Source organism: Hyphomicrobium sp. MC1 (assembly GCF_000253295.1).
Taxonomy (GTDB): Bacteria; Pseudomonadota; Alphaproteobacteria; order Rhizobiales; family Hyphomicrobiaceae; genus Hyphomicrobium_B.
The window spans coordinates 1,861,593-1,880,934 of the sequence record NC_015717.1; the positions used below are offsets into that span (position 1 = coordinate 1,861,593).

29 protein-coding genes are annotated in these 19,342 nt (G+C 60.6%); 15 read left to right on the forward strand and 14 right to left on the reverse strand.

Annotated features, from left to right (window positions below; genetic code table 11):
* Nucleotides 1–95: 95 nt before the first annotated feature.
* Complete coding sequence (locus HYPMC_RS08935; RefSeq protein ID WP_244421008.1) at nt 96–404, reverse strand: hypothetical protein; 309 nt, start codon at nt 402–404, stop codon at nt 96–98.
* Nucleotides 405–613: 209 nt separating this feature from the next.
* Here HYPMC_RS08935 and speB point away from each other — a divergent pair, with 209 nt between their 5' ends.
* The 3 genes from speB (at nt 614) to HYPMC_RS08950 (ending at nt 2,914) form a co-directional block, all read left to right on the forward strand.
* Complete coding sequence (gene speB, locus HYPMC_RS08940) at nt 614–1,639, forward strand: agmatinase (RefSeq protein ID WP_013947574.1); 1,026 nt, start codon at nt 614–616, stop codon at nt 1,637–1,639.
* A 129-nt stretch (nt 1,640–1,768) separates the two neighbouring features.
* The gene (locus HYPMC_RS08945; RefSeq protein WP_013947576.1) at nt 1,769–2,080 is read left to right on the forward strand and encodes a hypothetical protein; all 312 of its coding nucleotides are present in this window, start codon (nt 1,769–1,771) and stop codon (nt 2,078–2,080) included.
* Nucleotides 2,081–2,329: 249 nt separating this feature from the next.
* Nucleotides 2,330–2,914: a ParB-like protein gene (locus tag HYPMC_RS08950; RefSeq protein ID WP_157135421.1), complete on the forward strand. Its 585-nt coding sequence runs from the start codon at nt 2,330–2,332 to the stop codon at nt 2,912–2,914.
* Between the two features lie 17 nt (nt 2,915–2,931).
* Here HYPMC_RS08950 and HYPMC_RS08955 read toward each other — a convergent pair whose 3' ends face one another.
* The 3 genes from HYPMC_RS08955 to HYPMC_RS08965 all read right to left on the reverse strand — a co-directional run bounded on the left by HYPMC_RS08955 (nt 2,932) and on the right by HYPMC_RS08965 (nt 4,836).
* Complete coding sequence (locus tag HYPMC_RS08955) at nt 2,932–3,330, reverse strand: hypothetical protein (RefSeq protein WP_013947578.1); 399 nt, start codon at nt 3,328–3,330, stop codon at nt 2,932–2,934.
* A gap of 318 nt (nt 3,331–3,648) precedes the next feature.
* Nucleotides 3,649–4,143 (reverse strand): DUF992 domain-containing protein, encoded by a 495-nt coding sequence (locus HYPMC_RS08960; RefSeq protein ID WP_013947579.1) that lies wholly within the window; start codon nt 4,141–4,143, stop codon nt 3,649–3,651.
* A 270-nt stretch (nt 4,144–4,413) separates the two neighbouring features.
* Nucleotides 4,414–4,836, reverse strand: a complete 423-nt coding sequence (locus HYPMC_RS08965; RefSeq protein ID WP_013947580.1) for a lysozyme inhibitor LprI family protein — start codon at nt 4,834–4,836, stop codon at nt 4,414–4,416.
* A 168-nt stretch (nt 4,837–5,004) separates the two neighbouring features.
* Here HYPMC_RS08965 and HYPMC_RS08970 point away from each other — a divergent pair, with 168 nt between their 5' ends.
* The 3 genes from HYPMC_RS08970 to HYPMC_RS08980 all read left to right on the forward strand — a co-directional run bounded on the left by HYPMC_RS08970 (nt 5,005) and on the right by HYPMC_RS08980 (nt 6,958).
* Entirely contained in the window at nt 5,005–5,466 is a 462-nt protein-coding gene (locus tag HYPMC_RS08970) for a thiol-disulfide oxidoreductase DCC family protein (protein WP_013947581.1), read from the forward strand.
* Between the two features lie 33 nt (nt 5,467–5,499).
* A complete protein-coding gene (locus tag HYPMC_RS08975) occupies nt 5,500–6,423 on the forward strand; it encodes a pirin family protein (protein ID WP_013947582.1) in 924 nt (307 codons plus the stop codon).
* Between the two features lie 235 nt (nt 6,424–6,658).
* On the forward strand, nt 6,659–6,958 hold the full coding sequence (locus tag HYPMC_RS08980; RefSeq protein ID WP_013947583.1) for a hypothetical protein: 300 nt from the start codon (nt 6,659–6,661) through the stop codon (nt 6,956–6,958).
* Between the two features lie 42 nt (nt 6,959–7,000).
* Here the strand turns inward: HYPMC_RS08980 and queF are convergent, their stop codons facing one another.
* The 3 genes from queF to queE all read right to left on the reverse strand — a co-directional run bounded on the left by queF (nt 7,001) and on the right by queE (nt 8,574).
* Nucleotides 7,001–7,462: a preQ(1) synthase gene (gene queF / locus HYPMC_RS08985; RefSeq protein WP_013947584.1), complete on the reverse strand. Its 462-nt coding sequence runs from the start codon at nt 7,460–7,462 to the stop codon at nt 7,001–7,003.
* A gap of 6 nt (nt 7,463–7,468) precedes the next feature.
* A complete protein-coding gene (locus HYPMC_RS08990; RefSeq protein ID WP_013947585.1) occupies nt 7,469–7,855 on the reverse strand; it encodes a 6-carboxytetrahydropterin synthase in 387 nt (128 codons plus the stop codon).
* Between the two features lie 86 nt (nt 7,856–7,941).
* Nucleotides 7,942–8,574: a 7-carboxy-7-deazaguanine synthase gene (gene queE, locus HYPMC_RS08995; protein WP_013947586.1), complete on the reverse strand. Its 633-nt coding sequence runs from the start codon at nt 8,572–8,574 to the stop codon at nt 7,942–7,944.
* A gap of 64 nt (nt 8,575–8,638) precedes the next feature.
* On the opposite strand from queE, the gene HYPMC_RS09000 reads away from it, so the two are divergent.
* Together HYPMC_RS09000 and HYPMC_RS09005 are read left to right on the forward strand one after the other, a co-directional pair.
* Nucleotides 8,639–9,346, forward strand: a complete 708-nt coding sequence (locus HYPMC_RS09000) for a queuosine precursor transporter (RefSeq protein WP_013947587.1) — start codon at nt 8,639–8,641, stop codon at nt 9,344–9,346.
* Nucleotides 9,347–9,358: 12 nt separating this feature from the next.
* Nucleotides 9,359–9,847 (forward strand): PaaI family thioesterase, encoded by a 489-nt coding sequence (locus tag HYPMC_RS09005; protein WP_013947588.1) that lies wholly within the window; start codon nt 9,359–9,361, stop codon nt 9,845–9,847.
* A gap of 180 nt (nt 9,848–10,027) precedes the next feature.
* On the opposite strand, the gene HYPMC_RS09010 is transcribed toward HYPMC_RS09005, so the two are convergent.
* The 3 genes from HYPMC_RS09010 to HYPMC_RS09020 are packed head-to-tail and all read right to left on the reverse strand — an operon-like array spanning nt 10,028 to nt 11,328.
* The gene (locus tag HYPMC_RS09010) at nt 10,028–10,273 is read right to left on the reverse strand and encodes a hypothetical protein (RefSeq protein WP_013947589.1); all 246 of its coding nucleotides are present in this window, start codon (nt 10,271–10,273) and stop codon (nt 10,028–10,030) included.
* Nucleotides 10,252–10,959 (reverse strand): 7-cyano-7-deazaguanine synthase QueC, encoded by a 708-nt coding sequence (gene queC / locus HYPMC_RS09015; protein WP_013947590.1) that lies wholly within the window; start codon nt 10,957–10,959, stop codon nt 10,252–10,254. The genes HYPMC_RS09010 and queC overlap by 22 nt, the downstream gene beginning before the upstream one ends.
* 9 nt (nt 10,960–10,968) lie before the next feature.
* Nucleotides 10,969–11,328 carry a GFA family protein gene (locus HYPMC_RS09020; RefSeq protein ID WP_013947591.1) on the reverse strand — a complete coding sequence of 120 codons (360 nt, stop codon included), beginning with the start codon at nt 11,326–11,328 and terminating at the stop codon, nt 10,969–10,971.
* Between the two features lie 154 nt (nt 11,329–11,482).
* Here HYPMC_RS09020 and eno point away from each other — a divergent pair, with 154 nt between their 5' ends.
* The 4 genes from eno (at nt 11,483) to HYPMC_RS09040 (ending at nt 14,853) form a co-directional block, all read left to right on the forward strand.
* Nucleotides 11,483–12,769 carry a phosphopyruvate hydratase gene (eno, locus tag HYPMC_RS09025; RefSeq protein ID WP_013947592.1) on the forward strand — a complete coding sequence of 429 codons (1,287 nt, stop codon included), beginning with the start codon at nt 11,483–11,485 and terminating at the stop codon, nt 12,767–12,769.
* Between the two features lie 153 nt (nt 12,770–12,922).
* Nucleotides 12,923–13,237: a hypothetical protein gene (locus HYPMC_RS09030; RefSeq protein ID WP_013947593.1), complete on the forward strand. Its 315-nt coding sequence runs from the start codon at nt 12,923–12,925 to the stop codon at nt 13,235–13,237.
* Nucleotides 13,238–13,345: 108 nt separating this feature from the next.
* Nucleotides 13,346–13,840, forward strand: coding sequence for a hypothetical protein (locus HYPMC_RS09035; RefSeq protein ID WP_013947594.1), 495 nt, complete (start codon nt 13,346–13,348; stop codon nt 13,838–13,840).
* A gap of 20 nt (nt 13,841–13,860) precedes the next feature.
* Nucleotides 13,861–14,853: an SDR family oxidoreductase gene (locus HYPMC_RS09040; RefSeq protein WP_013947595.1), complete on the forward strand. Its 993-nt coding sequence runs from the start codon at nt 13,861–13,863 to the stop codon at nt 14,851–14,853.
* An 11-nt stretch (nt 14,854–14,864) separates the two neighbouring features.
* On the opposite strand, the gene HYPMC_RS09045 is transcribed toward HYPMC_RS09040, so the two are convergent.
* A complete protein-coding gene (locus HYPMC_RS09045) occupies nt 14,865–15,293 on the reverse strand; it encodes a hypothetical protein (protein ID WP_013947596.1) in 429 nt (142 codons plus the stop codon).
* 213 nt (nt 15,294–15,506) lie between these two features.
* On the opposite strand from HYPMC_RS09045, the gene HYPMC_RS09050 reads away from it, so the two are divergent.
* The 3 genes from HYPMC_RS09050 to HYPMC_RS09060 all read left to right on the forward strand — a co-directional run bounded on the left by HYPMC_RS09050 (nt 15,507) and on the right by HYPMC_RS09060 (nt 17,424).
* Nucleotides 15,507–15,695: a hypothetical protein gene (locus HYPMC_RS09050; protein ID WP_013947597.1), complete on the forward strand. Its 189-nt coding sequence runs from the start codon at nt 15,507–15,509 to the stop codon at nt 15,693–15,695.
* 175 nt (nt 15,696–15,870) lie between these two features.
* Nucleotides 15,871–16,746: a ParA family protein gene (locus HYPMC_RS09055; protein WP_013947598.1), complete on the forward strand. Its 876-nt coding sequence runs from the start codon at nt 15,871–15,873 to the stop codon at nt 16,744–16,746.
* 132 nt (nt 16,747–16,878) lie between these two features.
* Nucleotides 16,879–17,424, forward strand: coding sequence for a peroxiredoxin (locus HYPMC_RS09060; protein WP_013947599.1), 546 nt, complete (start codon nt 16,879–16,881; stop codon nt 17,422–17,424).
* Between the two features lie 61 nt (nt 17,425–17,485).
* On the opposite strand, the gene cysC is transcribed toward HYPMC_RS09060, so the two are convergent.
* The 3 genes from cysC to HYPMC_RS09075 form a co-directional block, all read right to left on the reverse strand.
* Nucleotides 17,486–18,127, reverse strand: coding sequence for an adenylyl-sulfate kinase (cysC, locus tag HYPMC_RS09065; RefSeq protein WP_013947600.1), 642 nt, complete (start codon nt 18,125–18,127; stop codon nt 17,486–17,488).
* A gap of 211 nt (nt 18,128–18,338) precedes the next feature.
* The gene (locus HYPMC_RS09070; RefSeq protein ID WP_013947601.1) at nt 18,339–18,677 is read right to left on the reverse strand and encodes a hypothetical protein; all 339 of its coding nucleotides are present in this window, start codon (nt 18,675–18,677) and stop codon (nt 18,339–18,341) included.
* A gap of 203 nt (nt 18,678–18,880) precedes the next feature.
* Nucleotides 18,881–19,327, reverse strand: coding sequence for a DUF1810 domain-containing protein (locus HYPMC_RS09075; protein WP_013947602.1), 447 nt, complete (start codon nt 19,325–19,327; stop codon nt 18,881–18,883).
* Nucleotides 19,328–19,342 lie beyond the last annotated feature (15 nt).

Genomic DNA, 19,342 nt, shown 5'->3' on the forward strand with positions numbered 1-19,342 from the left:
ATCTGTTCGGCTTCCTGCACTAAGCGCCGAGAGGCTGAACGCACAAACCCAGAGCGCACGCTCTGGGTTTTGTTTTGTTCGCCGCTCACGAACCATCAGCTTATGCTTGAATCGTCGGCAGCGTCGTCTTTCGCCAGCATGACGGCGACGTGCCGGTTCAGAGCATCTGATGCAAGCGTCGGGAGAAGGGCCGCTCCGATCGGTCCTTTCGAGGCGTCATAGACCGTTCGCATCTCGCCGTTGCCGTTCCATACGATCAGCGCAAATCCAGCGACGTCGTTGCCGACGGCTTCGATGGCGGCTTCGCATTTCGCTAGAAGTTCGGCGCGTGCCAGTTCGGCATCGCGCTCGGCGCGCAGCAGTCTTTCAGCATCGAGATCGACGAGATCGGTCATGGTTTGCATCCATCAAGCCTATTCTCCTATGCTAACGCGCTGACGGGGGAAGCGGTTCTTTTGGGCCCTTTTTGCCGGAAAAGCAGCCATGCGTTTGAGGGCTTGACTAGAATATTGGGTCAGGCATTCTCCTTGGGCCGCGAAACGGAGGCACCGGGCTCGGCCCGGTAGATTGTGAAGGTGTCGGCCGGACGACATCGTATACAATCGAGGTCGTCATGCATTCCGGTACCATTCCCGGCGGTGTGCACGCGAACGCGTGGACCGCATCTCCTTCCCCCTACTGTCTTTCTTCCGAACAAACCTATTCAGGGACGCACACGTTCCTGAGGTCGCCGCGCGTGAAGCAGGCGAAGGCGGGTGATTTCGCTGTCCTCGGTGTGCCGCTCGATATTGCGACGTCGAACCGGCCCGGCGCACGATTGGGGCCGGATGCGGTTCGGTGCGCATCGGCGCAACTTGCCGAGCTCAAGGCGTATCCGGGTGGCTTCAATCCACTGAGCTATGTGAATGTTGTCGATCTCGGCGACGCGTGGCTCGATTACGGCTTTCCGCAAACGATTCCGGCTGCCATTGAAGATGCGGCGACGAAGGTGGTCGAAACGGGCGCATTCCTGTGCTCGCTGGGTGGCGATCATTTCATCAGCTATCCGCTGCTGAAGGCGCACGCGAAGGTGCACGGCCAGCTGACGCTCATCCATTTCGATGCGCACACAGATACGTGGACGCCGCGAGTCGGCAGGGACGGCAGCGTCGAACTTAATCACGGCACGATGTTCGCCCAGGCGATCGACGACGGGCTGATCGATCCGGCAAAGTCGAGCCAGATCGGCATCCGGACGTGGGTGGACGATCCGAAAGGCATGAACATTTTCGACAACATGGTCGTCGCCGATAAAGGTGCATCGGCCGTCGCGTCGATGGTGAAGGCGCTCGCCGGCGACAATCCTTGCTACCTCACGGTCGATATCGATTGTCTCGATCCGGCTTTCGCGCCTGGAACCGGCACGCCGGTGACTGGCGGGCTGATGCCGCGGGAGCTACTCGCCATGTTGCGACAACTCGATGGTTTGAAGATCGTCGGCTGTGACGTCGTCGAAGTAGCTCCGTCTTACGATCAAGGCGGCGTCACGGCGTTGGCGGCCGCAACGGTCGTCTATGAGCAGGCGTGCCGGGTCGCGCGGCAAAACGGGGCCGTCGCGGCCTCATATCCGGTTCCGCGCGTCGGAAACGCTCCCGACTGACATTGGCATCGTTTGCATACGGATGACCCGTTTCGCCGGGAACAGCGGGAGGCTGCTGCCTGCCGCTATGTCTCCTCGTCACGAGAGCCGTGGTGGCTCTCTTTTTCAGCGACGAGAAGGAGGTTTCCCATGGCGTCTTGGACCTGTGTGCTGCGGACCGGCACCCGTTCGGCAGGCGTCTCGATCATAGCGCTGGCTACGGCCACACTGCTTGCGAGCAATGCCAACGCCGTCAGTCTTCGGGTGCAGATCGCGTGTGCAACCGACTATTATGCGCATTGCAGCGCCTATAGTCCGAACAGTCCGCAGGTACGGTCGTGCATGCGAGCCGTCGGTGCCGGGCTTTCGAAGCGATGTGTCGATGCGCTGGTTGCGGCAGGCGAAGTGTCGGCCAAAGAGGTCGCTCATCGGCGCGGCATCTCCGAGACGGCGGCGCGGTAAAATTTTCCGGTATCTCAAAGGCGTTTTGGGCGCGCTCGGCGGCGGACGATGCGCGTGTGCGAACGGGTGGCAATGAAATTTTAACCATGGCGACGAAATGATTAAGCCACTGTTCAATTCGCACTCTGGGAAGTCATGTCGTTGCTTGCCGTCTCGCGTGAACCGGCGTTCGCGTCGCCAGTTGTCCCCCCTTTCCTTGTCTCGCTGCCGCCCATTAGGGTGCAGCCTCGAAAATCAAAACTGCTGAGCGTGCCGCTCGAAGAACTGCGGCCGACGCAAATGGCGGTCGGCATGCGGGCTGTCGCCGCCAAGCGCGATAAAGTGGAGCGGCGGGCGCGCAACAACCGCAAGCTCCGCCGCTTTCTGGAAGACCGGCCGATCCCGGCCGTCCGCGGGCCGAACGACGATCTCTTCATTATCGATCATCATCATTTGAGTCTGGCGCTGCTCAAAAGCGACGTCGAAGAGGCGTTCGTGACGGTGGTCGGCGATCTTTCGCATCTGCCGCGCAAGAGATTTTTGCAGAAGATGGCCGAGCTCGGATTGCTGCACGCTTATGACGGGCATGGCCGTGCGGTCGCTCCGACGAAACTGCCCGAGCGGCTCGATGACATGCGGTGCGATCCGTACCGGGATCTGGCGTGGTCGGTGAGAGGGGCGGGCGGCTTCGCCAAGACGGGCAAGCCCTATGCCGAATTCCGATGGGCGGACTTCTTCCGCACGCGCATCCCGCGTTCGACGGTCCGGCGCGATTTTGACTATGCACACGACCGGGCCATGTGGCTTGCCCGGTCGCGAGAGGCGGCAAGAATGCCGGGTTACATCGGCCGCTGAACGGCCAACGCCGCAGATCAGTGGCGCGGTGTGTTGAAGCTGAACTCGAACTCGTCGTTCATGTTCTGCATGTTCTGAGCTGCTTGGCGCCAGTCGGCTCCGGCTGCCATGCCCGGCGGCGGTTCGATCTCGCCCTGGACCTGATGATGATGGTCCTGCTGATCGATGGCCTGAACAGGCTGAGCGGGTCCGCGAACCGGCAGCGCGCAAAGACGGGACGCCAGTTCCTGAAGTTCGCCGAGGATCGCTTCGCGGCGAAGCTCATGCTGCAGTGAGACGTTGCGGACGTCGCGCAGCAACTGCTCGTCGACGCGGCGTAGCGCATCGGACAGCGTGCGGACGAAGTCCTGCTCGGTGCGGGCATTCTCGGCGAGGCGGCTCAACATTTCTTCGACGTTTTTGGAAAGGTCCGTCATCGGTTTCTCCTCGCAGGGTTGTTGAGCCTTAGTAGACCAAACCGATTGATTCGCATGGCTAAAAAATGTTGCAGATATACTCAACGAATGATCTATGCACAGCTTGAGTCGTCGGCATGCGGACTTTCGTCGTGGTTCGTTTGGATGGCAGCGAGCAAATTAAAAGCGCCCCGCACGAGATGCGGAGCGCTATTTTTTCCGGGAAGATCAAGCCGTCGCAGATCGCGCGTTAACACCGCCGCGTAAGGACGATGCGTCTGGCTTCAGCCGGTGACGTCATCACCGACAAGGTAAGAGCGAGCCGCGACTGGCGATCGATTACGACCGCGTCAGCGTCAAGCCTGCAACACCCGCTGAGAGATTGAGACCCGTCTGGCCTTCGACGCTGACCGGCTGGAGTACGACGGACTGATTCGAGCCGCCGACGAGAGCGTTGGCGCTCGCACCGATCCCAACGGCCGCGCCCGCCGTGACGCCGCCGTAGCTTCCTTCAAGAGCGTCGCCCGGCATGGCGTTCGTGCCGCCGAGAACCGTCCAGACGAGCGTGCTGGCGCCGGTGAAGCCGATGTCGACGCCGACCTGGGTGATCGTCGCGTGATAGGGGAACACGCGTCCGCTGACCGCCGTCGTGAATTCGCAGTTCATGCTCTCTTTCGAACCGAAGATGAGGCCCACGCCACCATGGCCGTGGCAGGTCAACGTGCCGAGCGCGACCTTCGGGTCGGCTGATGCGGGCGAAACCGTTGCGAGCGCTGCTGCGAGGAGCGCGGCGCTGCCTGCCAACAGGCGCAAACGGATGGGCGAAAGGGTCATTGTCGTCTCTCCTGACATCGCTCGATCGTTCGCAGCCACTATTGGCCACGGACGACGCAGATAAGAAAACTCAAAACGGTCGGATATTTCGAGCCCCGTACTGACACTGTGAGGTAGCTTCCTAAAGGCACCCTACAGTGGCTGCAACTGATGTGGTGCAGACGTACCTCGGATGGAAGCGGACGCCAATTGATGCTTATCAATTAGACGGATGACGTCTCGGATAATTGACTTTTTATGCGCCGTTCAATCTTGAGCGAGTCGGGATGCCTACTGCGGTTCCAGCATCTCTTTCAATTCCTTGGTGCGCCGCAGCGTCTTGTCGGTCATGCAACCGAGAATCGCGGAGGTGGCACCGGTGCCGTTGGTCCATACCTGCGCCATGACATCCTTACAGTCGGCATCGCGGTAGGCGATCCAGGCGCGCTGTGAGCCCCGCAGCGCCTCTTCGAAACTTTTTGCGTCGTAGGGCTTCTCAAGGTTGCGGGCGCGGGTGACCTTCAACGCCGAAGCGTAAGCCGCGTTCAGGGCCTTGTCGGCGGCTTGATACTCCTTGTCAGCGCAGAAATTGATTTCGACGGTCGATTCCGCTTTGGCGCAATCGATCGGTTCATCGGCTGAGGCGGGTGCGGCGAACGCGAGCGATGAAACTCCGACGATCATGCAAAGCGTTCTGGCGTCGAGATGCGGCATGGGGCGAACTCCGGGCGGCTGTGGTTCCAAGTCGATGTGTTAGACGGAGCGGCGCCCTATCGGAAGGCTGTCGGAGCGAAGATTTCGGCAGCATGGCGAATGAAACGTTTTCTCTGCAATTGCCGTCTTTTACCGTAACCCCCACATTGTCTGGGGATGAGAGATCCGATGCGTGCCGAAGCTTACAGCTATCGCGACGATGCGGCTGTGCCGCCGTTCGACGACACGCGTCCGATCGTAATTTTCGATGGGCTCTGCGTGCTGTGCTCGGGCGGCGTGCAGTGGATGCTTGCGCGCGATCCCAAGGGCGAGAGCCGCTTCGCAGTCATTCAGGATCCGTTGCCGCAAGCGCTCTATCGGCATTACGGCCTCGACGCGGCGGCGTTCGATACATTCATGGTTCTCAGGGACGGTTTGCCCTATACGCGGTGGGCCGGTGTTCTCGCGGCGGCGCGGACGCTGCCGCAACCGTGGCGGTTCCTCGGTTTCGCCGGGCGCATTGTTCCCGATGCCATTGGCGACCGGATCTACGATTGGGTCCAGCGCAACAGACTGAAGTGGTTCGGGGAGCGGCAGGCGTGCCGACGTCCGACGCCGAGCGAGACCGCTCGCTTTCTGACCGAGCCATGACGGTCGTTTTTCGTTTGAATAATGGAGGTAACGATGAGCTGGCTGACCCATAACGATCCTATTCCGGGCGACCGGCGATCTTGCGATGCGGTGGAGCAAGTGATCGTTCCGCGGGCGCGCGATCTCGGCGGCTTCTCGGTACGCCGTGCTTTGCCTTCGGCACAGCGCCAGATGGTCGGGCCTTTCATCTTCTTCGATCAGATGGGACCGGCGCAGTTCATTGCGGGGAAGGGGATCGACGTCAGGCCGCATCCGCACATCGGGTTGGCGACGGTGACGTATCTTTTCGACGGTGAGATCACGCATCGCGACAGCCTCGGATCGGCGTTGTCCATTCGGCCCGGCGAGGTCAATCTGATGACGGCGGGCCGCGGCATCGTTCATTCCGAACGTACGGGGCCTGAGGCGCGCGCCGTTGGGCAAGACCTGTTCGGAATCCAGTCGTGGATGGCGCTGCCCAAATCGCACGAAGAGACGGCGCCGAGCTTCGTGCATCTCGACGTCGCCGCGTTGCCTCGGCTGGAAGGCGATGGAAAGCGCGTGCGCATCATCATGGGCAGTCTTTACGGCGAGACGTCGCCTGCCGAGTTTCCGCACGCCTCGTTCTATGCGGAAGCAATGCTGGCGCCGGGCGCAGTTCTGCCGCTCGATCCCGATTACGACGAGCGTGCCGTTTATATCGCGTCGGGCCGCATTGATATTGCCGGGCAGTCGTTCGATGCCGGACAGCTTCTCGTTTTCAAGCCGGGCGACCGGATTTCCATTCTTGCGGAGTCGAATGCACGGCTCATGCTGCTCGGCGGAGAGCCGATGGATGGGCCACGGCACATCTGGTGGAATTTCGTGTCGTCATCGCAGGACCGCATCGAGGCGGCGAAAGACGAGTGGCGGCAAGGCCGTTTCGACATCGTTCCCGGCGACGCAGAGGAATTTATTCCGCTGCCGGACGACCGCTAACTGGATTCTCATCTTAAAGTTCCGCGCGTGGCGATATTTTTCGAATAAAGCAACGTGTTAGCTGCGGTTCACTTGCGGGTCGCAAATCCGGCGGCAGTGACGCCCATATTTCATCCTGAGTTGGTGCTCCGTGGTGGGTGCGGATCACACCGTTTGCCGTTTCGCAGAACCGCATTTGGGTGGGCGGTGTGAAGGGACAAGCGAACTCGTGAAGCAACAATCTCGGGAGACCAAAATGCGAAACTTGTTCCTAGCCGTTGCCCTGGCGTTGGGCCTTGGCTTCGCTGCGACCGGTGCTCAGGCTGCGGCCGTCGGCGGCAACGTCGCTGCGATCGATGCGGTTGCAAAGAGCGGCAATAGCGCGGTCGAGAAGACGTACTACCGGCGCGGATATTACGGCCGCCATCGCTATTGGCGTCGTGGCTATTACGGCTATCGCCCTTATTGGCGCCGCCGTTACTACGGGCGTCCGTACTACTACGGTTATCGTCCGTACCGCCGTCACTGGCGCCACGGTTACTACAATCGCTGGTAATCGGACCTAAGTAGCGATCTCTCTCAGGGGGACGGGACGAGCTTAGCCTCGTCCCCTGTAGGGCGCGACGCCTTGATCGGGCAGCCAGATGTCCGCCGGCGCCGCGCCTGTTTGCCAGAAGACGTCAATCGGAATGCCGCCGCGCGGATACCAGTAGCCGCCGATGCGCAGATATTTCGGCTTGATGAGCGCGGCGATGCGCTTGCCGATCGCAACCGTGCAGTCTTCGTGAAACGCGCCGTGATTGCGGAACGCGGCGAGGTAAAGCTTCAGCGACTTGCTCTCGAGCAGCCATTTTCCCGGCACGTAATCGATGACGAGATGGGCGAAGTCGGGCTGGCCGGTCACCGGACAAAGCGAGGTAAATTCCGGCGCCGTGAAGCGGGCGAGATAATCCGTATCGGTATGCGGATTGGCAACGCGCTCAAGCTCGGCTTTCTCAGGGCTGTCGGGAATGCCGACCTGTTTGCCGAGCTGCGTGACGTCCGGCTTCGATGCCGCCATGGCGCGTTACTCCGCAGCCAGGCGCGTTTCGGGCGCGGGCCCACGGTAAATGCAACCCTCGTTGCAGCTATCGCGGTGAACTTCGACCTGGGCCAAACCGGGGATGCGGTTGGCGAGGCGGTTCCAGATCCACATGGCGATGCGTTCCAGCGTCGGCGCTTCGAGGCCATCGATCTCGTTCAGCATGCGGTGGTCGAGCGCGTCTTCGGTGTCGGCAAGCGCGGCGGCAAGCTCATCGAAATGAAAGATGTAGCCCGTTTTTGGTCCGGGTTCGCCGTCGATGACAATGCGCGCACGGAAAGAATGGCCATGCACGCGCGAATTCGGCGAGCCTGGCGGTGCCGACGGCAGAAAATGGGCCGCCTCGAACCGGAATTCCTTATAGATCTGCATGGCGCTCAAATAGGGGATTTTCCCGGCGTCCGCCACCCCCGGTAGCAGGCCAAATCCGCGCCAAACGGGCGCGGAAAGCCCGAACGTTAAGGGATTCCGAGCAATTTGTGGGTCTGCACCGACAGCCGCCAGGCCGGATTGGCCTTGCAGTAGGCGATAGCGGCTTGGGTATTTGCAACTTGATCGGGGCCGTCCATCGGCTGGAGGAACCGCTGCTCGAAGGCGAGATCGAGGTATCCGGCCGGATCAATGCCCGTTTGCGGGAAGACGAGCTTCAACTCGTGGCCGTGGCGCTGTTTCAGGTCGGCGCCTGCTTTCGGCGAGACGCAGATCCAGTCGATGGTATCGAGCGCGGGGAGCGTGCCGTTCGTCTCCATGGCGATGCGGAAGCCTTCGGCGTGGAGTGCATCGACGAGGTCCTGATCGACCTGCAGCATCGGCTCGCCGCCGGTTAGAACAACGAACTTCGGCGAATCCGTTGTGGGCATCGCGGCGTCGCGGCAGGCACGGGCGAGAACTTCGGCCGTGTCGAAGCGTCCGCCGCCTGGGCCGTCCGTACCGACAAAATCGGTATCGCAGAATTGGCAGGTGGCTTTGGCGCGGTCCTGCTCGCGACCGCTCCAGAGATTGCAGCCGGCGAACCGGCAAAACACCGCAGGCGTCCCGGCGTTCGCGCCCTCGCCTTGTAGCGTATAGAAGATCTCTTTGACGGCATACATGCCGGATACCTACGGCGCCGGGGGCGCCAGTCAAGTGCGACTTATCCAAGTCTCAGAGGGGGCAATGGTGACCGAGCAGCGCACCTATCGCTATTTCGACCTCGTGATGGTCGCCTTTGTCGTCGTCCTTATATGCTCGAATTTGATCGGGCCGGCCAAGGCCGCGACCTTGACGCTTCCGGTCATCGGGCCGGTAACGTTCGGAGCAGGCGTGCTGTTCTTTCCGATCTCCTACATCTTCGGCGACGTGCTGACGGAAGTTTATGGTTATGCGCGGGCGCGCCGCGTGATCTGGGCGGGTTTCGCGGCCCTCATTTTCGCGGCGGTGATGGCGGCCGTTATCGTCGCGCTGCCACCCGCACCTGGGTGGCCAAACCAGCACATCTACGAAGTCGCCTTCGGCAATACGTGGCGGATCGCGGGCGCTTCGATGATCGCGTATTTCTGCGGCGAGTTCGTCAATTCTTATGTGCTCGCGAAGATGAAGGTGCGCAGCGAAGGGCGGCACATGAGCTGGCGCTTCGTGGCGTCTACCATTGCGGGCGAGGCGGTCGATTCCTCGCTGTTCTATCCGTTAGCGTTCTACAACTCCGGGATCATGCCGAACGATCTCGTGCTGACGCTGATGATCTCGCAGTTCGTTGTGAAGACACTGGTCGAGATCGTGTTCCTGCCGATTACGGTGCGCGTGGTCGCCGCGTTGAAGCGGGCGGAGAACGAGGACTATTTCGACCGCCACACTGATTTCAATCCGTTCAAGCTGGACGCGTGAGGGAGCTTCATATTGGCTGACGAAAGCATGTCCGCAGGAGAGCATCACGCCATCATCGACGTCGCGACGATGGCGTCGATGAGCGGGCTGCAGTACCTCGAAGCGATGATGCGCGGTGACGTGCCGAGAATGCCGATCGAGGCCACGCTCGGGTTTCAGATCGTCGAGGCGGAAGAGGGACGGACGGTGTTCGAGTCCGAGCCGCAGGTCGGACATTACAACGCCATCGCGACCGTGCACGCGGGCTACACGGCTACGCTGCTCGATTCCAGCATGGCGTGCGCCGTACTTTCGACGCTGCCGAAAGGCACGGGCTTTACGACGATGGAGTTCAAGATTTCGCTGCTCAGGCCGATGACGAAGGATACCGGCCTCGTGCGTGCGGAAGGGCTCATCATGAGCCGTGGGCGGCGCGCTGCCACGGCTGAGGGACGTTTGACGGACAAGCGCGGCAAGCTCATCGCGCATGCAACGACGACGTGTCTGGTTTTCAGTTTTTGATGTTTGTTATCCTCGGATTTAGATCGGAGATGACCTGTTCTAGGTTTACGCCGTCTCTTCAATATCGTCATGCCGGCGTAGGCTGGCACCCAGACAATGATCGACATTTGCGGGGCTGCGGTTTGCCTGGATTCCGGCCCGCGCCGGGTTGACGTTGTTCTGCCTCGATATAAGGCCGGATCATTCTAGCGCTTCGGCGATGGCCTGAAGCTCGGCTTCGGGCGACGGGAAATCTTCATAGGCATGACCGGAGCCACGGTACCAGTAGCGGCTGTTGAAGCCGTCGCCTTCGATTTTGTGCAGAATGGCGTGCAGCCAGCGATGCATCGGATCGCGCTCGTCGCGCTGGGCAATCTGATGGGCGCCGTCCCAATCGCCTGCGATGGCGAGATCGACGGCGCGTTTCAGGTCTGCTGAGACTGCCATTCGATCCAGCCTTTCGCGCGCAGCTCGCACGCCGGGCAGATGCCGCAGCCGTACCCCCAGTCATGACGGTTGGTGCGGTCGCCCATGTAGCAGGTGTGCGTATCCTCGATGATGATCTTGATGAGATCGTCGCCGCCGAGTTCGGACGCCATCGCCCAAGTTCCGGCCTTGTCGATGAACATCAGCGGCGTTTCGATGGTCATCGGCGTTGCAAGGCCGAGCGAGATCGCCTGCGCGAGCGTCTGGATCGTTTCGTTGCGGCAGTCGGGATAACCGGAGAAATCGGTTTCGCACATGCCGCCGACGAGGGTGGTGATGCCGCGCCGGTAGGCCAGTGCTGCAGCGTAGGTGAGGAACAAGAGATTGCGCCCCGGCACGAACGTCGTCGGCAGGCCCGTCGCCGCGAACGTGATCTCGGTTTCGCGTGTCAACGCCGTGTCACTGATGCTCTGTAGGGCAGGAAGATCAAGCACCGCGTCAGGCCCGAGCCGCCCGCCCACCTTTCCCAACTTCGCGAGCTTGTCGCGAACGACGTGGCGTTGGGCAAGCTCGACGCTGTGGCGCTGGCCGTATTTGAACCCAATCGTTTCGACGCGGTCGTAATGCGCAAGCGCCCAGGCGAGGCAGACGGTTGAATCCTGGCCGCCGGAGAACAATACGAGCGCGGATGTTTCAGGTGTCGTCATGGGGTACGATCAGAGGCTCTTGCCGTCATACAGCGTCGGTTTCAGGGACGCCGCGTCGATCCCGTCAAGGCAGCGGACGTTGACGGCGACCATCGTCGCGCCGCCCGGTGTGGTGCCGTAGGAGTAGGAGCCGATGCCGCATCCCGGGCAGAAGGTGTGGTGGATCACCTTCTTGTTGAACTGGTACTCAGCCTGTGCGTCTTTGTCCGATAAGAGGGAAAAAGCGCTCTCCGGCACGAAGCCCATGATGGCGCCGCGCTTCTGGCAGAAGGAGCAATTGCAGATTTTCAGGCCTTCGAGGGCCAGCTCCGCCTCAAAACGGACGCGGCCGCAGTGGCAACCTCCGGTCCACTTCTTCGTTTCCGACATTGGTATACCTTGGTTCTCGGGTAAATGTCCTTTCGGGTAGGCGTTCGACTGCCCGCAGGGACTTTGCCTTATTAGCGATTGCGGCTAAAACCCGCCCGAACCTGTCACACCCGTCGTCTCTCGACAAGCCAACCAGAAAATATCGGAAACGCTCATGACCGCCATCGTTGACATCATTGCCCGCGAAATTCTCGACAGCCGTGGCAATCCGACAGTCGAAGTGGATGTGGTGCTGGAAGACGGCTCGGAGGGACGCGCAGCGGTGCCATCGGGCGCTTCGACGGGCGCGCATGAAGCCATCGAGCTGCGCGACGGGGACAAGGCGCGCTATCAGGGCAAGGGTGTGCAGAAGGCGGTCGATGCGGTCAACGGCGAGATCTTCGACGCGCTGTCGGGTATGGACGCGGAAGATCAGCGCGGCATCGACGCGGCACTGATCCAGCTCGACGGTACGGATAACAAGAGCCGTCTCGGCGCCAACGCGATCCTCGGCGTTTCGCTGGCCGTCGCCAAGGCTGCGTCGATTGCGAACAACCTGGCGCTCTATCGCTATGTCGGCGGTGTCAATGCGCACATCCTGCCGGTGCCGATGATGAACATCATCAACGGCGGCGCACATGCCGATAACCCGATCGACATTCAGGAATTCATGATCATGCCGGTGGCAGCGGAGACCTGCGCCGATGCGATCCGGATGGGTTCGGAAATTTTTCAGACGCTGAAGAAGAACCTGCATGACGCCGGCCTCAGCACATCGGTTGGCGATGAAGGTGGGTTCGCGCCAAACCTCAAAAGCGCTGACGAAGCGCTCGGCTTCATAACGAAGGCGATCGAGAAGGCAGGATACAAGCCGGGCGACGACGTGATGCTTGCGCTCGATTGCGCTTCGACCGAATATTTCAAGGGCGGCAAGTATGAGCTTGCCGGCGAGGGCAAGGCGCTCGACAGCGCGGCGAACGCCAAATACCTCGAAGATCTCGTCAACCGTTTCCCGATTATCTCGATCGAAGACGGCATGGCAGAAGATGATTGGGCCGGGTGGAAGATCCTGACGGATCTTCTTGGCAATCGCGTGCAGCTCGTTGGCGACGATCTCTTCGTGACGAACACGAAACGGCTTGCGGAAGGCATCGCGAAGGGAACGGCCAACTCGATCCTCGTGAAGGTCAACCAGATCGGCTCGCTCTCAGAAACGCTCGACGCCGTCAGCATGGCGCAGCGCGCGGGTTATACCGCCGTCATGTCGCATCGCTCCGGCGAGACCGAAGATTCGACGATTGCGGATCTCGCGGTGGCGACGAATTGCGGTCAGATCAAGACGGGATCGCTGTCGCGTTCGGATCGTTTGGCAAAGTACAACCAGCTCATCCGCATCGAAGAAGAGCTTGGCGATGTCGCCGTTTATGCTGGACGATCAGTAATTAAACGTGCCTCAGCATAAACTTTAGGGGCCGTTTTTTCGAACATTAGGGAACCGAGGGCGTTTTTCACCGACTTTCCGTCACTTTCGCTTGCGATCTTCTATGCTGATTTGATGTCGGAACGTTTTGCCCCTCGCGAGCGTTTCTGCCGCGAGTAAGAGGGTGGGTTAGTAATGCGACAATCGAGAGTATTGGCTCAGCAGGCGATTGCTCGCCCGCGACGGGTCGAGAATTTCCGGCGTAAATCGTGGACGCCACGAACAGTTCGCAGGTCCGTGCCGGTCGAGATTTCGGAACCGGCTGTTGCGAGCAACTATATTCCGGGCGAGTTCGAAGAGCCGCAATCGCCACTCTTCGTGGCGGTGAAGCGTACCATCTGCCTGACCTGGGACGTCACGATTTTAACAGCACTGTCGCCGTTCTTCGCAATCTGGTTTCTCTATCGTGGCGCGAAGCGATTGACGGATGCGAGGCCGCAAAAAGGCTGACGCCTACGTCTTCATGCAAGCCATTTGTTAAAGCCCCGCGTCGGGGCTTTTTCTTTGTTGGAACTGTCGCGCTGTCAGGTCGTTTGCCTCGCAAAGGAGAGCTGCGACATGAAACATTTAACAGCGATAGCCCTAACTCTGATCGCCGCTCCTGCTGCATCAGCGTTGGCACAGGACAACACGCTGCCGGAAAGCATGCGCATCCAACAAAGCGTGACGCAGCAGAACGCCAACGATCCGAACATGCCCGCCAACCGCGGAAGCTCGCAGCCGACGACGGAAGCGCCGGGCAGCGCGGCTGGACCGGTGGAACGGCATCGGCTCGATCCGGCGGCACCCAGTCCGCAACGACTGCAGATTGAAGACGGCACCAGCGCCGCGGTGCGCAATCCCGATGCGGACACGTTGCACCCGGGACCATCTGGATCGTCTTACAACACGATCATGCGCGGAGCCCCTTCGACAAGCGGGACGAGTACCGGGACCACCGGCATCGGATCATCGCCGGGAACGGGTGCGTCAAGTGTCGGCGCGGGTGCAGGTGGGAGCGCTGGTGATGCGGGCGGCAGCGCAGGCGGCGGAGCTTCGGGCGGCGGCCACTAGTCCATTTGCGAAGGATAATCATGGCAACGCAAGCAAAATCAAAACCTCAGCGCACGGCGCAACAAGGCCGCGACATTCAGGATGAGGTCGATCTCCTGGATGCCAAGGAGGCCGGGCAGGAGAAAAAGAAAAAATCAAAGCCGGTCATGCAGGCGGGGGCGCGCGAATACCCTTCGCATTTTCCGGCGCAGCATCAGGAAAAGTCCGGCGATGAAGCCGCGCTTCAACTTGCGCCGATGTATGATGCGCCGGGATATCAAGGTTCGGCGAAGCTCAAGGATCGCGTCGCGTTAATCACCGGCGGGGATTCCGGCATCGGCCGGGCTGTCGCCGTGCTGTTCGCGCGGGAAGGCGCCGATGTCGCGATCTGTTACCTGGAATCGCGCAACGATGCGCTCGACACGAAGGAAGCCGTCGAAAAGGAAGGACGACGCTGCCTACTGATCGAAGGCGATGTGTCGGATTCCAAATTTTGCGAAGATGCCGTCGCGCAAACGGTGAAGACGCTCGGCAAGCTCGACGTGCTCGTGAACAACGCGGCTTTCCAAGAGCACACGTCGGATATTCTCGACCTCAGCGACGAGCATTTCGATCGGACACTGAAGACAAATCTCTACGGCTATTTCTACATGGCGCGGGCTGCCGTTCCACATATGGCGCCAGGCTCCGCGATCATCATGACGGGATCGGTTACCGGCATCGAAGGCAGCAAAGAACTGCTGGATTATTCGATGACCAAGGGCGGCATTCATGCGTTTACGCGTTCGCTGTCGTCTCAACTCATAGAGCGCGGCATTCGCGTCAACGCCATCGCGCCGGGGCCGGTGTGGACGCCGCTCAACCCTGCCGATCGTCCGGCCGAGGATGTTGCCAAGTTCGGAACATCGGCGGCGATGGGGCGCGCGGCACAACCGGAAGAGATCGCGCCCGCGTTCGTATTCATGGCAGCGCCCTGCTGCTCAAGCTACATCACGGGCGAGATACTTCCCGTCATCGGCGGTTATGGCGCTTAACGACAACGCGCTTACTGCCGATGTTTCTTGTGGCTCGGTGTTGCCGGAGTCGGCGCCGGGGCCGGCATGTTTTTGAGCACCAGATCGATGTCGATCGGTTTGCAGCCGCCGGTGCGCAGCATCTCGTTCACGGTATCGGCGTCGCGACGTAAATTAGCGATTTGCGCATAGCTGTCCGGATCGACGTGCGTGTTCGAGCTGAACAAGCTGAAAACGGTGTTGGTCGGTCGCGCGGCTTGCGAGGCCTGTAAGGCTCGAATTTTTACGAGCTGGTCGTTGACGAATTTTGTCGGCTCGGCGCAGGGATCGCTGTTGGCCGTGGAAAGGCTTTGCGGCTTTTTGTGTTTGGCCCAGGCGTCTGTGGGAGGCGAGAGCCATCCTGACAGCACGGCAGCGATGACACCTGCAATCGCAAACCTGACAGCCGATCTTAATCTCATCTCAATAGCATCTCGCAGCGGGATCGTTCGCACGACAGCAATGATGCGCGAAATATGCCGTGAGTGGGACGCGCAGATAACAAACTTCCAGTTTTATGACATGCGCGCCCGCGGTGTCCGTTTGTTATGATCGATTTGATTCTGCGGTGCCGCTCGAAGGGGGTGCCGCGCGCCGAACGGCGACTGGCAATGTTATCGTAAAGGCCATCTTTGATGAGCATGCTCGGATGGATCCATCGGCGCGAACGCAAACCGGATGCGGAGGTGACGCCAACCCCGGTGCAGACGCCCGTCAACAAGCGGCCGAAGATCGATCCTGAAGTCGCCAGAGAGCGGGCGCGCAAAAATAGCCCGTGGCGGTACGACGACGGCCCGTCACGCCGTCCGGTCGGCGGCAAATAGGGCCTTTTACCTTGTCGGCCCGCGCGTTGTGGTATCGCGGGGCTGGCATTTGCTCGATGTGGAACGTAGTGTCTCTCCCGGGGAGTTGGGGGCGTTCCGGTATGCTCGTGCGTGGTCTCGTCGGGCTTCTATACAACACTTTGACGTCCTGGCTGGTGGGCCGGGGAGTGTGGCGATGAGCGTTACGATTGCGATCGCCAATCCGAAAGGCGGCGTCGGCAAGACGCTGACGACGATGATGCTGGCCGATGGGCTGGCGCTTTCCTACGGCGCTCGCGTGCTCGTACTCGACATGGATCCGCAGGCCGGGGCGACCAAGGCGCTGCTTGGCATCGACGCGGAGCAGGAACTACGCGAGAGGCGGATCGGCCTTGGCGCCATGCTTCAGGCCTTTGCGCGCGGACGCGATATCCGTCTTGCTTCGCATCGGGTGGCGGCGAGCGATCTCGTCGAGCTTCAGGACCGTGAAAAAGGTTTTATCGATATCGTGCCGTCGAACCATGAGCTGCTGGGCGACATGGCCGACTTCGAACGTTCTGCGCACCGGAAACGGCGGCGCGACCGCCTCGATGTGCAGCTTGCGAAAGCTCTGCGCGCAGAGTTGAATAAATTCGATGACGAATACGATGCCGTTCTGGTCGATTGTCCAGCGGGGCCAGGACCGCTCGCGCTGGCGGGCATCCGGCTGGCGCATCATATCCTGGCGCCGACGAGCCTTGAGACGAACGCCTATTCGACGCTGACGGACTTCCTGAAGTTCATTCTCGCGGACGATCTCGATCTTGCGGCGCAGGTCAAGGTGCATCCGCTGATTACGCAGTATCAGGCGACGAATTCTCTACAACGCGAGATGCTCCAGCACATCAAAGAAGGGCTGGCGCATCTCAACGCGATCTCCAGGCCGGTGCCTTATACGGCGGCTCTGCAAAACGCTGCCGCGCATCCGGGGATGGGCAACCTGCGGACGGCGCGGCAGAAATACGGCAACGCATTGCCAGATGTCGTGGCGCTGACGAAGGCGGTTGTCGAGCGCGTGAGCGCAAATAGCTGATAGTCGGTTACTGAGTGGATCAGCGACCATTTGGGGATGCCGGAGCCCGATGCGCGCGCTATAAGTCCGGCTATTCGAGCCAAGGTCGGATCGCCCTTCGGCTTTGGGTTTTGATAAGTGAGGGGACCAATCATGCTGATCCGTTTCCTGGGATACCTGCTGATTTCGCTGGCGGCAGTCACGACGCCGGCGCTGGCGCAGCTCAAGCCCGGTGACAAGGCGCCTATGTTCAAGGCGCAGGCGTCACTCGGAGGCAAGCAGTTCACGTTCTCCCTGCCTGAGGCGCTCAAGAAAGGGCCCGTCGTCGTCTATTTCTATCCGAAGGCTTTCACGTCGGGCTGCACCGAGGAGGCGCACGATTTCGCTGAGGCGATGGGGCAGTTCCATGCTTTGGGAGCTTCGGTGATCGGGATCAGCAACGACGACATCGCGACGCTCAACAAGTTTTCGACGTCGGAGTGCCGCAGCAAATTTCCGGTGGCGGCCGACAGTGGCCAGCGGATCATGACAGCTTACGACTCGGTGATGATGGGCTTCATGCCTTATGCCAGCCGCACGTCTTATGTCGTGACGCCGGACGGGCGGATTTCCTACGAGTACACGGCGCTAGATCCGTCGCAGCACGTGAAGAATACGTTGGCGGCGGTCAAAGCCTGGAAGACGAAGCACCACAGCTAAATGCGATCGCACTCGCGGCGATCAGACGGTGCTTCGGGAGGGGCTGGCTGCCGGGCGGCGGTCAGCCGTAAGGGCCTTCCAGGGCGCCCAATTCTTCGAGCTTGGAACGGATCGCGACCACGAGTTCCTCGGGATGCGCGCGGCCGTTCAGCTCGATTTCGGCATTCAGCGGCGGCTCGTAAGGTGCTGAGACGCCAGTGAACTGCGGAATGAGGCCCTGCCGCGCCTTCTTATAGAGTCCCTTGGCGTCCCGCTGCTCGCAGACGGTGAGGGGCGTGTTGACGAAGACCTCAAGAAATTCGCCGTTATCGAAGATCTTTCGTGCCGTTTCCCGGTGAGAAAGGAGCGGCGAGATCAGCGACACAATGACGATCAGTCCGGCGTCGACCATCAACTTGGCGACTTCGGCGATGCGGCGAACATTTTCGGCGCGTCCCGCTTCGGTGAAATCGAGGTCGCTGCAGAGGCCGGTACGGCAGCGGTCGCCGTCAAGCACGAACGTGTGCTGGCCGGAGGCATGCAAGGTCTGGTCGAGAAGATTGGCGATCGTCGTTTTGCCTGCGCCGGAAAGCCCGGTGAACCACAAGCAACAGGCTTTCTGCCCCTTAGCGTCGGCCCGATCGTCTTTGCAGACGGCTGTATCCTGCCAAAGCAGATTCAAAGCGCGATCTCCGCGCAAACTTTCCATGCCGATTTTTCTCATGGCTCCCCCCGGAGGTCACGGCCCAGGCTTCTGGGCGACCGCACGCCTCCAAGATAATCGTCATTGGACGGCTATGCCGAAAGATATAGGCTTTTTTGCACATCTATATCTTGCTCAGTAATAAGCTCGTCGAAGCGGTGCGGGGAGGCAACAAAAATCGCGCCCGGAGATACCGACGGCGACCATCTGACAGACTTTGGCGCGTCTCGCTCTACCAGCGGCGGCGTGGCGGATGCGGCGGCCGCGGGGGAGGCTGGCAATACGGCTGCGGCATGAACGCGACCTGCGGTCCCCACTGAGGGAACAGTCCGAAGTAGGGCATCGGGTACGGCGGCGCGTAGTAGATGCCGTTTTCCTCGTAAACGTAATTATAGGGGCGGGCGAGCAGGACCGGCGGCGGAATTGGCGTGACGAAAGCTTCTTCCGGCGGGGCTTCCTCGCCGCCGAAGTCGGCAGCGGACGCCAGTGCGGGCATAAAAACGATGAAGGCGGCCGCGAGGATCGGCAGAATTTTCATGGCTTGCAAGCGCTCGGTCCGAATGTGGCTCATTGCGATCTTTGGTCGGAATGGTGCGAGCGCTGTTCGCTACTTCAACGAAGCGCGCGGCCTTACAACTTGGGATCGCGATAGTCGTGAGCATTTTCGGGGACGCCGTGTAACGAACAGTTAAGACGGCGAAAAATCTTTTTTCCGGCTTGGGTGCAGGCCGCGTGCGGAAATCTTCCGCGGATTATGTGTCCGGACGAAGCCTGTCAGTCGAGCTTGCGCGATTTTGAGAGGAACTCCATCGTCTTTGGGTCGGGACCATTGCAAAACGTGAACAGTGCCCGCGCGTAAATGCTTTCGTGTCCAGTGACGGCGGCGAAGAGCGTCATCGAGGAATGGAATTTCAGATTGTCCGGATTGCCGAGAATCTGGAGGAGCGAATCGTATCGGTGTTCGAGGATCAGCGCCGTCATTTGTGCAAGTCGCGGACCGAGCACCGGGTGACAGACATAGGCGAGCGCTTCCTCGTAGCTGCCAATGCCATATTTCTCCGACATGGCGCTGGAGCCTAATCCGCGCATCTGCGGAAACGTGTACCACATCCAATGGGATTGCTTCTTGCCGGCCGTCAATTCGCTGACGACGCGCTCGTAGGTGTGCGCCTGAGCACTGACGAAACGTTCGAGGTCGAATGGATCGCGAAGGTCTTGCATGGTCTCACCGCAGAA